Genomic DNA, 15,640 nt, shown 5'->3' with positions numbered 1-15,640 from the left:
CTGACCGGGGACGTCTCATCCAACTGAAACAGGACGGCTACGGGCTGGCGCAGTCCCGCAGGCACAGGAGCGCATAGGCGCGAGCCGCCGTCAGGAGTTCGGCGATGCTCACCGATTCGTTGACCTGGTGTGCTTGGTCATTGAGGCCGCCCGGTCCCATGACGATTGTGGGCACGCCGAAGTCGCGGGCGATGAACCCGCCGTCGCAGGCCGCCGTCCAGCCTCCGATCCTGCTCTCGATACCGCAGTCGGCCAGAGCGCCGACCGTGCTCGTCACGAGAGGATGGTTCGCCGGCGTGCGGAATCCCGGCATCTCCATCGAGACTCTGGCAGTGACGGTGATCCCGTCCCGATCGATTCCGGCCGCGCAGATCCGCCCACGGAGCGCTTCGAGGATCGCGTGGGGATCGTCGTCGGGCATGAGCCTGCGGTCCAGAGACAGGTGGCATTCTCCGGCCACCATGGACGTGCCGCTCCCACCCTCGATCAGACCGACGTTCCAGCTCCCGGCGCCGAGCAGGGCGTCCCGGTCCGCCTGGAGCGTGCGGTGGTCCTCCCTGACGAGCTCGATGATCCTGGCCGCCGCGTCGATCGCATTCCGACCGTCCTCGGGTCTGCCGGAGTGAGCAGACATGCCGTCCACGGAGACGTCGAAGTAGCTGTCTCCCCGGCAGCCGATGACTGTGTCGAGGTCTGTGGGCTCGGCGACGATACACGCCGAGAACCGCTCCCCGGCGTGGGCGAGCGTATAGGCGCGGATTCCGAGGCCGAGGTCTTCCTCATCCACCGTGCACGCCAGTGTGACGTCTCCGGGGAGGTCGGCGCCAGCTTCCTTCAGAGCCTTGAGCGCGACAGCGACTGCGGCCAGACCGCCCTTCATGTCCGTCGATCCGCGTCCGTACAGCCGGCCGTCGCGCTCGGACGGATCGAATGGCGACCCCTCCCAGCCGCCGCCGGCCGGGACCACATCCGAGTGGCCCAGGAACAGGAGACCGGGCCGGTCGCCGCCCCGCAGGACCGCCGTGAAGTTGGGCCGTCCCGGCGCGACGAGCTCGGTCTCGGTGGCCAGGCCCGCGCCAAGGCAGAAGGCCTCGAGGACATTGACGGTGGCCTCCTCCGTCCCGCCGGGATTCTCCCCGCCAGCCGCGATGAGGGCGCGGGCGAGCGATACGACGTCGTCCTCTGTGATCAGCTCGAGGACCCGATCCTCGAGCGAAGTGCTCACGTTCACAGGCCCCCCTCAAGCCCTGCGAGTTCGAGATCCATGGCCCTGCGAAGCCGCCGGATTCCCTCGTCGGTGCGTTCGGGGGTGCTCGTGGCGAAGCAGAGCCGCAACGCGTCGTCGAACCTCCCCTCGGCGGACAGCGCTGGCCCCGGGATGAAGGCGACTCCCTCGGCCAGCCCCGTCTCGAAGAGGCGCCGAGTCGAGATGCATGCGTCGTCCCCCTGGAGGGTCAGCCACAGGAAGAAGCCACCCTCGGGATCCGTGCTGACAACCCGCTCGCCGAGATGCCGGCGGATGCTGGCCTGCATGGCGTCCTTGCGGCGCCGGTACTCGGAGCGCAGCCCCGCGAGATGGCTGTCTAGGCGTCCCCGACGGATGAACTCGGCCACGATGTGCTGTGCCGGAACATTGGTGCACGTGTCCATCGCCTGCTTCGCGTTGATCACGAGCTGGCGCAATGAGGGGTGGGTGTCGACCCATCCGACACGCAGACCGGGAGCAAGGATCTTGGAGAACGTGCGCACGGAGAAGAGGAGCGGGTCCCCGGGGCTGAGGGCCTGGAGGCTCGGGAGGTCCTTCCCTTCGAACCGCAGGAGCCCGTAGGGGTCGTCATCGATGATGACGGCGTTCCACTGGTGCGCGAGCTCGAGCAGGAGCTCCCGGCGCTCGAGGGACATCGTGGTGCCCGACGGGTTCTGGAAGTTCGGGATGGTGTAGATCGCCTTGGGCGTCCGCCCGGCGGCCGCGACAAGCTCAGGGAGGGCCTCGACGACGAGGCCGTTCTCGTCGAGCGGAGCCTCGAGCAGCTGAGCGCCGTAGCTCAGCGCCGTGGCGCTCCCGTTCGTGTACGTGGGGCTCTCGACGATGACGAGGTCACCGGGATCGATGAAGATCTTGCACGCTAGGTCCAGCCCCTGCATGCCCCCGGCCGTGATCGTGACGCGTTCCCCCTCGGTCGGATCGCTCGTTCCGGAGAGGTATCCGACGAGCGCCTCGAGGAGCTCGGGCTCGCCCTCGGTTGCCCCGTACGTCATGGAGCCGTAGCCCATGACCTGGCCTGCGATCTCCCTGAATTCCTCCAGCGGGACCGCCTCATTGGCAGGGGAGCCCATCGCGAAGCGCACGATGTCATGCTTCATGGAGGCCAGCAGCGAGGTGCTCGAGTCGATGACGGACCCCACGAGGCTGCTGGCGCGCTCTGCGAGAGGGAGGCTCTCAGTGGAGAGGCGGGCGAAATTGTCGATGGACATGGATCAGCGTCCCTTCTGGAGGAGTTCGCGTGGGAAGCGTGTGAAGGCCTCCACTCCGTCTGATGTCACTCGGATCGATTCCGAGAGTTCATAGCCGTAGCGGTCCATCCACATGCCGCCGATGAGGTGGAATGTCATGTTCTCGGCGAGGACCGTCTCGTCTTCGGTCCGGATGGAGATCGTGTGCTCGCCCCAGTCCGGCGGGTAGCCGACGCCGATCGAGTAGCCGATGCGCGACGGCTTCTCCATCCCGTGCCTCGCGAGCGTCCTGTTCCACGCTTTGGCAAGGTCGCGGACCGCGACGCCGGGGCGGACTTCGCCCAGGACGGCGTCGAGACCCTCTGCGACGGCGTCGGCGAGCCTCGCGAGGCGATCGGGCGCCCGGCCGAGGGAGACGGTGCGCGCGAGCGGCGCGTGGTAGCGGCGGTGCGCCCCCGCGAGCTCGATCACGACGGCTTGGCCCTCCTCGAACCGGTCAGCGCTCCACGTCAGGTGCGGCGTGTCCGCCGCTTCGCCGGTCGGGAGCATGGGGACGATGGCCGGATAGTCCCCGTCCACTCCGTCACTGCCGGCGATCTGCGCCTGGCTGATCGCCGCGGCGGCATCGCACTGCCGCACTCCGGCCGCGATCGTGTCGACAGCAGCCTGCATCGCCGCCCCGCACACGCTGGCCGCCTTGCGCATGAGTTCGATCTCGGCGGGTGACTTCACGGACCGTACCCAGTTGACCACCTCGAAGCTGTCGACGAGCGTCCACTCGGGGAGGGCATGGAGGAGGGCACGGTACGCCTTGGGGGAGAAGAAGTGCGAGTCCATCTCCAGGCCAACGCAGCCTCCCGCGGCGGCGGCGACGAGCCCGCGGTCGCGCAGGGAGCCCGCGACCCAATCGAACGGATGGATGTGCGGTTGGTGCACGTACTGCTCCGGGTAGCCGGAGATGCAGTCCGGTGGCAGCCAGGCGGTCCGGAAGGCCCCGCCGGCGTCCATTGCGCGGGTGAAAAGCAGCATCTGCCCCTCGGCCGGGACGAAGACAGCCTGAGGAGTGTAGAACGACCAGGCGTTGTAGCCGGTCAGGTAGTAGATGTTCGCTGGATCGGTGACCAGCAGGGCGGACAGGCCCTGTCTCCCCATCCGCTGGCGCACGCCCGCGAGCCGCGCCCGGTATTCCTCATCGCTGAACAGCACGATCCACCTCAACTTGTAGGCTTTGTAGATTGTTTACAATCTACAACAAGTGGGCGGTGTCACACAAAGCGCTCAGAGGCTGCCAGGGTCAGGCCGCATCCAGCGCCGCGACCGCCACCACTGCGGGGCGCCCCTGGCCCGGTTCTGGGTGCATGTCGACGAGCGCGAGCTGCGCCAGGTGCAGCGGCTGGCCTTCTTCGGCGGCGCCGCGCCTCGTCGCCGTGATGTGCGCGCGGAAGCCATCCCCGGTGAAGTCGGGGCGGCGGAACGTGGGGACGTGGAGATCGAGGGCGTCGATGAACAACAGGTGCAGGGCCCGGATCTCAGGGGAGTCGACGAGCGCCACAGGAGTGTCGTGCCGGGGACCGAAGAGCTCGGCGGGACCGGCGGCGGCGTCGATCGGAGCGGTCCGCGCGGCGACTTCGCCCATGCCTGCCGCGAGCTGGGCCCTGCTGGCCCACGTTGCGAACACCGGCATGACGGTGATGTGCAGGGGCCAGTCCCGCACGGCGTAGCGCTCGCCCACGGCCATGGGCTCCAAGGGCAGGACGATCGCGAAGCGGTGCACGCTTCGATCCTAGGGTGAGCGTAGGCGTGGGTAATCTGGCCTCATGACCACCGAGCCTGAGACCTCCCCGCCCGGCACCCCGCGGACGGCCGCCTCCCCCCTCCGGGTCGCGATCCACGGCGAGCCGATGCCCTTCCTGACCGCAGCGATCACGGCGGGAGGGGGCACCGTCGTCGGCCTCGAGGACGAGCCCGAGGTGCTGGTGCTCGACCACGGCAACCCCAAGCACGAGCTCCTTGATGCGCTCCACGACGCCTCGTCGATCCGCTGGGTCCAGCTGCCGTCCGCCGGCATCGAGTCCTACGCGGACGCGCTCGCCGCCTACCCGGACAAGGTCTGGACCAGCGCGAAGGGCGCCTACGCCAAGCCCGTTGCCGAGCATGCCCTCGCCCTCACCCTCGCCCTCCTGCGCCATCTGCCCGAGCGTGCCCGCGCCCGCTCGTGGGCCCCGGCGACCGGCACATCGCTGCACGGCCTGCGCGCCGTCGTGATCGGCGCCGGCGGCGTCGGGCTCGAGATCCTGCGCCTGTTCCGGGTGTTCGACGTCGAGGTCGACGTCGTGCGCCGCACCCTCGTCGCCGTTCCGGGCGCACGGCGCACGACGACGCCGGCCCACCTCGCCGAGCATCTGGCGGAGGCCGACGTCGTGGTCGTCGCCGCGGCGCTCACGGCGGACACCTCCAAGCTCATCGGCGCGCCCGAGCTCGCGCTCATGAAGCCGAGCGCGGTCCTGGTGAACATCGCGCGCGGCGGACTCGTCGACACGGACGCCGTGGTGGAGGCCCTGCGCGCCGGATCCATCGCCGGCGCGGCCCTCGATGTCACCGATCCCGAGCCCCTCCCCGACGGGCACCCGCTGTGGGACGAGCCGCATGCGCTCATCACGCCCCACGCGGCAGACACGCTCGAGATGATCCGTCCACTCCTCGGCGAGCGCGTGACGGAGAACCTCCGCCGCTTCGCCGCCGGCGCGGAGCTCGAGGGCCTCGTGGACGCGGCTGCGGGGTACTGACGCGGAAGGCCTGTTCCGCCCCTTTCCCTCCCACGGCCGCTGTCATATCTTCGGATGATCGGGGGCGGATCCCTGGATCCGCCGGGCTTCAACCGCAAGGGGCGTCGCGATGGCACACGAAGCTGTAACTCCCATACCGACCCACGGGGGCCACGCTCTCAAGCGCGTCGTCGGGTACTGGGGCCTGATGTTCGTCTCCCTTGGATCGATCATCGGATCCGGCTGGCTCCTCGGGGCCTTGGGCGCCGCGAAGTCGGCGGGCCCGGCGTCGATCGTCTCGTGGCTCATCGCCGCGGTCATGCTGATCGTGCTGGCCCTCATCCACGCCGATCTGGGCGCCGCGTACCCCGTGGCCGGCGGAACTGCCCGGTACCCGCACTACGCGTTCGGCGCGCTCGCGGGCTTCACCGCCGGCTGGGTCGGCTATCTTCAGGCTGTGGCGATCGCGCCGATCGAGGTCGAGGGGGCCATCACCTACCTCGAGTCGGCGCCGTGGGCCAAAGGCCTGGACATGGTCAATCCGGACTCGACCCTCACTCCGATCGGGCTCGTCATCGCGGCTGCGGCCCTCGCCGTGTTCACGGTGATCAACATCATGGGCGCCAAGTGGCTCTCCGACAGCAACATCGCGGTGGTGATCTGGAAGACCGCGGTGCCTGTCCTGGCCATCGTCGTCCTCATGTCCCTGTCCTTCCATCCCGGGAACTTCGGCCAGACAGGCGGCGGGTTCGCCCCTAACGGCTTCCACGGCATCTTCGCGGCACTGCCTCTCGGCGTGGTGTTCGCCCTGCAGGGCTTCGAGCAGGCCGCGCAGATGGCCGGCGAGGCCCGCAACCCGAAGAAGGACGTCGCGCGGGCCATCATCACGGCGATGATCATCGGGGCGGCCGTGTACATCTTCCTCGAGGTCGCGTTCATCGGCGCGGTCGATCCAGCCAATGTGGTCAATGGCTGGGACAACCCCCTCGGCGCCGGCGCGTTCGGCCCGTACTACGACCTCGCGCTCGCCGCTGGCGCGGGGTGGCTGGCGACCGTCCTGTTGATCGACGCGGTCGTCTCGCCGGCAGGCACTGGCCTCGTGTACATCGGAACGTCAGCCCGCATCTCGTACGCGCTCGGCGAGGACGATGCCCTGCCGCCGTGGCTCACGTCCGTGAGCAAGCGCGGGGTTCCGTTCGGGTCGATCCTGCTCGCGTTCGTGATCGGTCTCGTCGCACTGTTGCCGTTCCCGAGCTGGCAGTCGCTCGTGGGTCTCATCACGGATGCGACGGCCATCATGTACGCCTTCGCGCCGGTCTCCCTCGAGGCGCTCATCCGCCGGCACGCGGGCCGCGCACACCCCTACCGGGTCCCTTGGCCCCAGATCCTCACGCCGTTCGGCTTCGTGGCGGCGAACCTCATCATCTACTGGTCGGGCTTCGAGGCGATCTGGAAGATCCTCACCGCCATCCTCATTGGGCGGGTCATCTTCGAGATCGCGCTGCACCGCTCCAAGTCGCTGCGGTTCCGCAGGGACCTCGACTGGCGCGCCGCGTCGTGGATCTGGCCGTGGCTCATCGGGCTCGTCGTCCTGGGGCTCCTCGGCCGGTACGGCAACGGGTCGCTGAACATCCTCCCCGAGTGGGTCGACATCCTGTTCGTCGTCGCGTTCGCACTGCTGATCTTCTACTATGCGGTGAGCCTCTCGATGAGTCCCGAGGACATCGCAGTGGCGGTGGGCGAGGATGAGTTCGAGTTCGAGGCGGTCGACAGCGCAGTCTCCTCAGACACCGCAGGCGCCGCAGACCAGAAGCGCCGCGGGGCGCCCGGGGTGGGGGATCGACCGAAGGGCTGACGCCGCCCCCGTCAACCGATCGGAGCGCTACGAGGCGGTCCGCCGTCAGGAGGCCGGATGTCCGCTCGCGTGCTGTCTGGAATCACGGTGGTCTCCCTTGCCGTCAACATCCCGGGCCCGCTCGCGGCCTCGAGGCTCGCCGAGCTCGGAGCGAGGGTCATCAAGGTCGAACCTCCGCAGGGCGATCCCCTCAGGAGCGCGGCGCCGACGTGGTACGCCGAGCTCGTCGCGGGCCAGAAGATCGTCTCGCTGGACCTGAAGGACCCTTCCGGCCGTCCCCGCCTCGACAGCCTGCTCGATGACGCAGACGTACTGCTCACCGCGATGCGTCCCTCGGCGCTTGACCGTCTCGGCCTTGCCGAGGCTGCTCTGAGTCGCGGCGTGGCGCTCATCGAGATCGTGGGGCACGACGGCGCGCACGCCGAGCAGCCCGGGCACGATCTGACCTATCAGGCGGCTTGCGGCACGCTCCTCCCGCCCGCTCTGCCCCTCGTGCCGATCGCGGACATGCTGGGCGCCGAACGGGCCGTGGTTGCCACGCTGGCCGCGCTCCGCCTGCGCGACCAGGGCGTGCGGGAGGTGCGTGAACGCGTGGTCCTCGAGTCGGCGGCGTGGGCCGCCGCGAGCGCCGTGCGGCACGGCCTGACCTCACTCGGCGCCGTCTTGGGCGGAGCCGAGGCCGCGTACGGCATCTACGCGGCGTCGGACGGATTCATTGCGGTCGCCGCGCTGGAACCGCACTTCGCCCGGCGGCTCGCGGTGCACGTCGGGGGCACTCGTGACGAGCTTGCCCGTGCGTTCGCAGCGCGTCCCGCGGCCTACTGGGAGGCTCTCGGAAAAGCCCACGACCTTCCCCTCGTCGCGGTCCGCGAGCCGGCGGCTGCCCTCGATCCGCGCGGCCCGATCGTCGCCGACGAATAGACGGCCCCATGGCCGACGCCGAGCGCGCCTCAGCCGTGCTGGTGTGCGCTGGGCGTCGCTGCTCCGCCCGCGGCCGAGGGGTCGACGACGGTGAACTGCCCCATCATGCCCTCGTCCTCGTGGGTGAGCAGGTGGCAGTGGTACATGTACGGGTGCTCGGGGTCCGACCATTGCGGCATCCGGAGGGCGATCCGGTTCTGTTCGCGCGGCAGGAGCGGGATCGTGTCCTTCCACCCCGCCCGCTCGGGCGGCGGCTGCTTGCCGTCGATGTCCACGAGCCGGAACTGGACGCCATGGATGTGCAGATTGTGCTGGTAGGCGCTGACATTGTCGACGAACCACACCTCGGACCCACCGGGCACGGCCGTGAAGTCGGTCCGGTTCATGTCCATGGTCTTGTTGTTGATCGTCCGGCCGTTGAACGTGAAGGAGCGCGAGACCGCCGTCGTCGTTCCAGCAGGCGCGGGCAGCTCGGTGAACGCCGCGGGCAGCGCGGGCGACGGCGCGAGGCTCGCGGCCGCGTCGAGCCGCACGACGTCGAACTCCTTCCCGCCGCCGAAGGCCTCCGGGGGATTGACCCGGCCCAGATCGGGGGCGAACGAACGCAGCATGACGGACTCGCCGGCCTTGAGCTCCACGACGATCTCGGCCCGTTCCGCGGGCGAGAGCTGGACGGCGTCGAGCGCGAGCGGCGCGGCGAGCAGTCCGCCGTCGGACGCGACCATGTGGAACTTCCGCCGGTCCGCGAAGCCGAACGTGAACCACCGGCCCGCGCTCGCGTTGAGGATCCGAAGCCGCACGCGTTGGGTCGTGACGGGCAGGACCGCGCCGAGCGTGCCGTTCGCGGCGATCGAGTTGCCGAGGGTACCCAGGGAGTTGCCGGAGGGGTCGAAGGTGAGCTTGCCGTTCGCGTCGAGGCGGCGGTCCTGGACCACGAGCGGGATGTCATCGACGCCGTAGTCCTGGGGAAGGCCGGCCTGCGGCCCTTCATCGACGAAGAACAGGCCCGCGAGCCCGTAGGAGACCTGCTTCTCGGTGTTCCCGTGCGGGTGGGGGTGGTACCAGAGGGTCGCTGCGGGCTGATCGACGGTCCACTCGGGCGATGTGGAGGCGCCCGGGCCGATCATGGCGTGCGGTCCGCCGTCCTGCGCAGCCGGCAGCATCATGCCATGGAAGTGGAGCGTCGTGGCGTCCGGCAGCCTGTTCTCGGCGAGAACCCTGACCTTCTCGCCGCGGGAGGCCCTCAGCGTAGGGCCGAGGTAGGCGCCGTTGTAGCCCATCGACTCGGCCGGCTTGCCGGGGACGAACTCGTGGGTGCCGGGCTGCGCGGCGAGCCTGAACGTGCGTACGCCGTTCTCCACGGTGCCCGCGTCCAGCGGCGGGATGGGCAGTCTTGCTCCGAACGCGACGCTCGGCACGTCCTCGGAGGCCGCGCAGCCGGCCAGGGACGAGGCCAGCGGCGCGAGGAAGACGGCGGCCGTGGAGGCGCGGAGGAACAGGCGGCGGGTCACAGGCACGCCTTCTAGCGTAGGCCTTTCGGCTGGGAGGCTACATTGACGGTATGGCAGCAGATCTGGACCAGACGCCTGGGCCGCCGATCGTCGGGGAGGCCGCGACCGTCGTCGTGCTCCGCGACGGTCCCGCCGGACTCGAGGTACTCCTCCTCGAGCGGCTCTCCACCGGCTCGTTCGGGGGCGCGTGGGCGTTCCCGGGTGGTCGCGTAGATCCGGAGGACGCGGGTCCTGAGGACCCGCAGCCCGAAGAGGCCCCGCGCTCGGAGGACTCTGCGCACGACGCCGGCGCCTCCTTGGGCGCGCCGCTCGCCGCGCCGCTCGCCGTGCCGCTCGCCGTGCCACTCCGTGTGAGGCGCGCAGCGGTCCGCGAGACTCTCGAGGAGACGGGACTCGTGGTACCCCAGGACTCGCTCATCCCGTTCTCCCGCTGGGTCCCGCCGCTTCGCGTCACCAAGAGGCTCATCACTTGGTTCTTCCTCGCCCCGGATCCGGCAGGGGAGCTCACCGTGAGCGCCGACGAGCACGTGGCCTCCGCGTGGCTCCCGCCCGCGGAGGCCCTGAGGCTGCACGCCGCTGGCGAGCTGCAGCTCTTCCCGCCCACGTGGATCACCCTCGATGCGCTGGGGGGAGCCTTCTCGGTAGCGGAGGCGCTCGCCGCAGCGCCGCGCCCGCCGAAGCAGTTCGAGAGCTTCCAGCTGAGCGGCGCGGACGGGCGGCTCGAGGCCGTCCTGTGGGCGGGCGACGCCCAGTACGGCGACCCGGCGGCCAAGGGAGGCGCCCGCCACCGGCTGTGGATCAACAGCCTGCCGTGGCGCCTCGAACGCAGCACCTGATTTCATCCGTTCTGAAGCGACCATTCCAAAATGTGACGCATCCCACTAGTCTCGAGTCGTTCGAGGGGACTATGGCAACGCCGTGAGCCTCTCGTTGCCCCGGCCTTCCGCCGGGGGGAGGTCAAGCCGGCGGGCACTGCACCCATCTCGCCGGCGGGATGAAAGGCACATGATGCGATCACGCACCTTCGTAAGGCCCCTCCTATGTACAGGCCTCGCGGCCGGGCTCGCGATTGCGGGGACCGCGCCGGCGGCCGTCGCGGTTACGGCTGCCACGGCGCAGGCCACTGGACCGTCGGCGCAGACGGCCGCCCAAGGCACACAGAACTACCTCGTGCTGTACAAGTCCGGTGGAACGGCCGCCGGCAAGTCCCTCGACGCCATCACGGCCGCGGGCGGCGCGCTCGTGCAGGATTACAGCGCGATCGGCGTCGCCGTGGTGAGTTCCGCGGCGTCGGACTTCTCGGTGAGGCTGCGCGCGGCGGATCCGAGCGTGGACGCGGCCTCGTCGACGGCGGGCTTCGGGGTCTCACTCGGCGGCGACGCCGCGGCAGACTCTGCTGCGGAACCAGTCCTCCCGGCGGCACCCGCCCCGGGCGGCGACGCCCTGTCTGGCCTCCAATGGGACATGAACCAGATCCACGCCCCAGAGGCGCGGGCGATCAACGGGGGCAGCCCCTCCGTCGTTGTCGGCGACATCGACACTGGCCTCGACTACACGCACCCGGACCTCGCGCCGAACGTCGACTTGTCGCGGTCCGTCTCGTGTCTGGGCGGCGTGCCGAACCAGACGCCGACAGCCTGGATGGACGACAACGGGCACGGAACGCACACCGCCGGCACGATCGCGGCGGCCAAGAACGGCATCGGCATCGTGGGCGTGGCGCCGAACGTCAAGCTCGCCGGGATCAAGGCCGGGAACGCGGACGGGTTCTTCTTCCCCGAGGCCGTGGTGTGCTCGTTCATGTGGGCTGCAACGCACGGCATCCAGGTGACGAACAACAGCTACTTCGCCGATCCGTGGTACTTCAACTGCAAGAACGATCCGCAGCAGCGGGCTATCTGGGAGGCCGAGCGCCGCGCCATCAGGTACGCCCAGCAGCAGGGGACGACAGTCGTGGCTGCGCTCGGGAACTTCTCCGATGACCTCGCCCATCCCACGCAGGACATGCAGAGCCCCGACAACACGACCCCGGTCACGCGCGACGTCACGAACGCGTGCGCCGTGGTGCCTGCTGAGGTGCCCGGGGTGATCGGCGTGACGGCGAACGGCAGCAAGGGTTTCAAGTCGTTCTACTCGAACTACGGTTCGGGCGTGGCGGATGTGATGGCACCCGGCGGCGATAGCCGCAATGTGGCTCCGGGTGTGGCCAACGGCCGCATTCTCTCGACGTGGCCCACCTCGCTCATGAGCCACTGCTTTCGGAAGGTCATCGACGCCTCGGGCGCCACGTACTGCAACATCCAGGGCACGTCCATGGCCTCGCCGCATGTCGCCGGCGTCGCGGCGCTCATCGTGAGCTCGGGTGTGACGAGTCCGGGTGCGGTGGCTGCGCGGATTGGCGGAACGGCGGATGCGGTGCCGTGCCCGGCGGATATGACCCCGTATCTGGCGTTCCCGTCACTTGAGAACGGGGCCCCGCAGACGTGCACCGGCGGTACGGGCTACAACTCGTTCGCCGGCAAGGGCCGGATCAACGCCCTGAGCGCGATCCGCGGCTGAGAGCAGAGCAGGGCCGGTCAGCGGCCCTGCGCCAGGAACGCCTGCAGCACGGCCTCCTCGGCGGCCGTGCTGCGGCGCCTCGCGGAGCGGGCGAGCTGGATCTTCCAGATCAGGCCCGTACGGACAGCCCACACGCCGTCGAGCTCGCCGGCCTCTCGTTTCTGCAGCGGCAGCGCGCCGCCATCGAACGCAGACTCGGGGACGAAGCCGACGCCGAGCCCGTCCCGGATGAGGTCGAGCGCCATGCCGAACGTCACGACTTCGGTCCGGACGGCCCGGCCGAGCCCGGCCGCCGCGAACGCGGCATCGACGGTGGCGCGGTTCCCCCAGCCCTCCGGGAAGTCGACGAAGGGCTCGCCCGCGACGTCGGCCAGCGTGATGCGCCTGCGGCCCGCGAGCCGATGGCCCGGGGCGCACACGAACAGGATCCCGTCGGCATGCAGCGGGGTCAGGTCGATGTCCGGGGCCGCGGCCTCGGAGACGGAGACCATGGCGAGGTCGAGCGCGCCCGAGCGCACGTCGTCCAGACTTGTCCGCGTTCCCTGGATGGTCTGGCGGAGCTTGACCACGATCTCGGGGTACTGCCGGTGGACGGACCGCAGGACCCCCGGAACGTCGAGGTTCCCCGAGTGGGCCAGCACGCCCAGGGCGACCGTGCCCCGGGCGGTGCCCCGCACGCCGTCGACCGCGTCACGCGCCGCCTGCACCGCGTCGAGCACGTCGAGGGCGCGGGGGAGCAGCGCCTCTCCGGCCGGGCTGAGCCGGACGCTCCGGCCGAGCCGCACGAAGAGCTCGGCGCCCATCTCCCGCTCGAGCTGCCGGATGGCCGCGGACACGGCCGACTGCACGACGCCGGCCGCCTCGGCCCCGCGGGTGAAGCTCAGGGCCTCGGCGACGGCCACGAAGTATTCGATCTGGGCGAGCTGCATGGAACAAGTATCGTCGACGGTGATCGATTAAAGCACCAATGAGTGTTGGACGTGATCGGTAGGTTGGCCCGAGACTTGGAGCCATGCCCAAGAAATCAGCCCACGGCCGCGGCTTCTGGATCGTCACGTTCGTCTTCATGATCACGATGGCCTTCGCCGGCGCCCCCGCTCCCCTCTACGTGCTCTACCAGCAGCGGGACGGCTTCAGCGCCTTCACCATCACCCTCATCTTCGCCGCCTACGCCCTGGGCGTCGTCATCAGCCTGTTCCTCGCGGGGCACATCTCGGACAGGTTCGGGCGGCGACGCATCATCGCCCCAGCAGTGCTCCTGAATGTGCTCTCCGTCCTCGTCTTCATGGTCTGGCCGGACGTGCCCGGCCTCCTGCTGGCCCGGTTCATCTGCGGCCTCGGCATCGGCATGCTCACCGCCACCGCGACGGCCCACCTCACCGAGCTCCACGGCGTCGCCCGCCCCGGCACCGGTACGCGCCGGGCCGAGGTGGTCTCCACCGCCGCGAACATCGGCGGCATCGGCGTCGGGCCGCTCGTCACCGGTGCCCTCGCGGAGTACGCGCCGCAGCCGCTCGTCACCCCGTACGTGGTCTTCGGCTTCCTGCTGGTGGTCGGCGCGCTGCTGATCGTCACCGTTCCCGAGACCGTCGAGGGTGTGGACCAGTCGTGGGAGTACCGGCCCCAGCGGGTCGTGGTCCCGCGCGAGGGGCTCGGCCAGTACATCGCCGCGACCATGATGGCATTCGTGGGGTTCGCGATGTTCGGCTTCTTCACCTCGCTCGCCCCCTCCTTCGTGGCCGGCCAGCTGGGCATCAGGTCCCACATCGTGGCCGGACTCGTGGCCTTCCTCGTCTTCGCCGCCTCGGCCGCGTTCCAGGTGCTGTCTTCGCGGTGGGCCCGCACGGCGCAGTTCGGCGTCGGCCTGGTGCTGCTCGCCGCGGGCCTCGTCCTGACGACCTCGGCGATCGTCGCGTCGTCGCTCGTGCTGCTCGTGGTCGGCGGCCTCGTGGCTGGCTCCGGCGTCGGCGTGACCTTCAAGTCTGCGCTCGGAACCGTCGTCTCCATCGCCCCCGCAGAGACCCGTGGCGAGGCGCTCGCGGGCCTGTTCCTTGTGGGCTACATCGGGATGGCCCTGCCGGTGGTCGTCCTGGGCCTCGCGCTCCAGGCGCTGCCGCTCGTGCCGTCGGTCATCGGCTTCGGCGCGGTCATGCTCGTGCTCGTCGCGGCCACGGCGGTCACCCTCGTCCGCACCCAGCGCCGCGTCCTAGCCATGGCCTGAACGTCGCGCGGGCGTCAGCCCCGGTGGGCCTCCACCGCCGCGCGGATCACCGGGGCCAGCCGCCGCACGCCCTCGCGGATCTGCTCGGGCGCCACGCCGGAGAACGCGAGCCGGAGCTTGTTGCTCGGAACGTCCGACGGCGTGAACGCGGCGCCGGGGATGAACACGACCCCCGCGTCGATCGCCTGGTACAGCAGGGGGTAGGTGTCGATTCCCTCGGGGAGGGTGATCCACACGAAGAAGCCGCCGTCCGGCGTCGTCCACGTCGCCTCGGCCGGGAACTCCGCGGCGAGCGCGTCGAGCATCGCGGCGCAGCGCTCCGCGTACACGGCGCGGGACTCTGCGAGGTAGCCGCGCCAGTCGAAGACGCGGAAGAACTCGGTGACGAGCATCTGGTTGAGGGTGGACGGGCAGAGCACCACGGCCTCGGCGGCGAGGTAGAACCGGCGGTACAGGTGCTTCGGCACGAGCGCCCAGCCGAGGCGTACGCCCGGGGAGAAGATCTTGGAGAACGAGCCGCAGTAGATGACGTCGTCCGGGTTGTCGGCGCGCAGCGGCGTGAGCGGGTGCCCGTCGAAGCGGAGCATGCCGTACGGGTTGTCCTCGAGGACGAGGATGTTGTGGCCGCGGCAGATGTCGACGACGCGCTGCCGGCGTTCGGCGGCCATCGTGATGCCCGAGGGGTTGTTGAAGCTCGGGATCGTGTAGAGGATCTTGATGGTTTTGCCCTCGGCTTCAAGGGCAGCGATGCGCGCCTCGAGCTCTGTGGGGTCGAGCCCGTCCACGTCCATGCGGATCGGCTCGACCTGCACCTGGTACGCCTCGAACGTGTTGAGCGCACCGACGTAAGTGGGGTCCTCGACGAGCACGACGTCGCCGGGGTTGCAGAAGACCTTCGCCGCGATGTCTTGGGCGGACTGCGAGCCGGTGGTCACGACGACATCCTCCGGCGAGGCTCCGAGGATCCCTTCCTCGGCCATGATCTCGCAGATGAGCGTCCGAAGCTCGAGGGTGCCCTTGCCGCCACCGTAGTGCAGGGCTTCCATGCCGTGCTCGGTGATCACGCGGGACGCGGTCTCGGCGACGAGGTCCAGCGGGAGCTTGGTGAGGCTCGGGGATCCGCCGGCGAGGGAGACGAGGCCGGGGCGGATCGAGATGTCGAAGACGTCCCGAACGGCCGACTGCTTGATGTTGTGGGCCCGTTCGGAGAAGAGTGCCTCGTGGCGATGGCTTGCCTCGGCACGCTCGAGGGCAGTCTGCGTCTCGGCGCTGAGCTCGATGTCCTGCGTGGGCGCGATGTCCTGTGATGTCACGCACACATCGTAGCCCATTTGTTTCTCAATATGCACCCTAT

Annotated in this window: 13 protein-coding genes; 6 read left to right on the top strand and 7 right to left on the bottom strand. The window is 69.8% G+C overall.

Features of this window, described 5'->3' with window-relative positions:
• Window positions 1–37: 37 nt before the first annotated feature.
• From AB5L97_RS17700 to AB5L97_RS17685, 4 genes are all read right to left on the bottom strand, one after another.
• A complete protein-coding gene (locus AB5L97_RS17700) occupies window positions 38–1,231 on the bottom strand; it encodes a M20 family metallopeptidase (RefSeq protein WP_369045657.1) in 1,194 nt (397 codons plus the stop codon).
• Window positions 1,228–2,475: a PLP-dependent aminotransferase family protein gene (locus AB5L97_RS17695; protein WP_369045656.1), complete on the bottom strand. Its 1,248-nt coding sequence runs from the start codon at window positions 2,473–2,475 to the stop codon at window positions 1,228–1,230. Before AB5L97_RS17695 ends, AB5L97_RS17700 begins: the two co-directional genes overlap by 4 nt.
• A gap of 3 nt (window positions 2,476–2,478) precedes the next feature.
• The gene (locus tag AB5L97_RS17690; RefSeq protein ID WP_369045655.1) at window positions 2,479–3,660 is read right to left on the bottom strand and encodes a M24 family metallopeptidase; all 1,182 of its coding nucleotides are present in this window, start codon (window positions 3,658–3,660) and stop codon (window positions 2,479–2,481) included.
• Between the two features lie 88 nt (window positions 3,661–3,748).
• The gene (locus tag AB5L97_RS17685; RefSeq protein WP_369045654.1) at window positions 3,749–4,228 is read right to left on the bottom strand and encodes a 2'-5' RNA ligase family protein; all 480 of its coding nucleotides are present in this window, start codon (window positions 4,226–4,228) and stop codon (window positions 3,749–3,751) included.
• 43 nt (window positions 4,229–4,271) lie between these two features.
• Here AB5L97_RS17685 and AB5L97_RS17680 point away from each other — a divergent pair, with 43 nt between their 5' ends.
• From AB5L97_RS17680 to AB5L97_RS17670, 3 genes are all read left to right on the top strand, one after another.
• A complete protein-coding gene (locus AB5L97_RS17680) occupies window positions 4,272–5,240 on the top strand; it encodes an NAD(P)-dependent oxidoreductase (RefSeq protein ID WP_369045653.1) in 969 nt (322 codons plus the stop codon).
• A 109-nt stretch (window positions 5,241–5,349) separates the two neighbouring features.
• Window positions 5,350–7,074, top strand: a complete 1,725-nt coding sequence (locus AB5L97_RS17675) for an APC family permease (protein ID WP_369045652.1) — start codon at window positions 5,350–5,352, stop codon at window positions 7,072–7,074.
• Window positions 7,075–7,131: 57 nt separating this feature from the next.
• Window positions 7,132–7,995, top strand: a complete 864-nt coding sequence (locus AB5L97_RS17670) for a CoA transferase (RefSeq protein WP_369045651.1) — start codon at window positions 7,132–7,134, stop codon at window positions 7,993–7,995.
• A gap of 29 nt (window positions 7,996–8,024) precedes the next feature.
• On the opposite strand, the gene AB5L97_RS17665 is transcribed toward AB5L97_RS17670, so the two are convergent.
• Window positions 8,025–9,512, bottom strand: a complete 1,488-nt coding sequence (locus AB5L97_RS17665; RefSeq protein WP_369045650.1) for a multicopper oxidase family protein — start codon at window positions 9,510–9,512, stop codon at window positions 8,025–8,027.
• Window positions 9,513–9,556: 44 nt separating this feature from the next.
• On the opposite strand from AB5L97_RS17665, the gene AB5L97_RS17660 reads away from it, so the two are divergent.
• The gene (locus AB5L97_RS17660) at window positions 9,557–10,342 is read left to right on the top strand and encodes an NUDIX hydrolase (RefSeq protein ID WP_369045649.1); all 786 of its coding nucleotides are present in this window, start codon (window positions 9,557–9,559) and stop codon (window positions 10,340–10,342) included.
• 169 nt (window positions 10,343–10,511) lie between these two features.
• Entirely contained in the window at window positions 10,512–12,065 is a 1,554-nt protein-coding gene (locus AB5L97_RS17655; protein WP_369045648.1) for a S8 family serine peptidase, read from the top strand.
• 17 nt (window positions 12,066–12,082) lie between these two features.
• Here AB5L97_RS17655 and AB5L97_RS17650 read toward each other — a convergent pair whose 3' ends face one another.
• Window positions 12,083–12,994 (bottom strand): LysR family transcriptional regulator, encoded by a 912-nt coding sequence (locus AB5L97_RS17650; RefSeq protein ID WP_369045647.1) that lies wholly within the window; start codon window positions 12,992–12,994, stop codon window positions 12,083–12,085.
• A gap of 83 nt (window positions 12,995–13,077) precedes the next feature.
• On the opposite strand from AB5L97_RS17650, the gene AB5L97_RS17645 reads away from it, so the two are divergent.
• Window positions 13,078–14,286, top strand: a complete 1,209-nt coding sequence (locus AB5L97_RS17645; RefSeq protein WP_369045646.1) for an MFS transporter — start codon at window positions 13,078–13,080, stop codon at window positions 14,284–14,286.
• 14 nt (window positions 14,287–14,300) lie between these two features.
• On the opposite strand, the gene AB5L97_RS17640 is transcribed toward AB5L97_RS17645, so the two are convergent.
• Complete coding sequence (locus AB5L97_RS17640) at window positions 14,301–15,617, bottom strand: PLP-dependent aminotransferase family protein (protein ID WP_423246801.1); 1,317 nt, start codon at window positions 15,615–15,617, stop codon at window positions 14,301–14,303.
• Between the last annotated feature and the right edge of the window lie 23 nt (window positions 15,618–15,640).

Origin of the sequence: Sinomonas sp. P10A9 (assembly GCF_041022165.1) — a bacterium.
Classification (GTDB): Bacteria; Actinomycetota; Actinomycetes; order Actinomycetales; family Micrococcaceae; genus Sinomonas; species Sinomonas puerhi.
The sequence above is the reverse complement of the archived record's forward strand: the minus strand, read 5'-3'. Positions and strand labels throughout refer to the sequence as shown.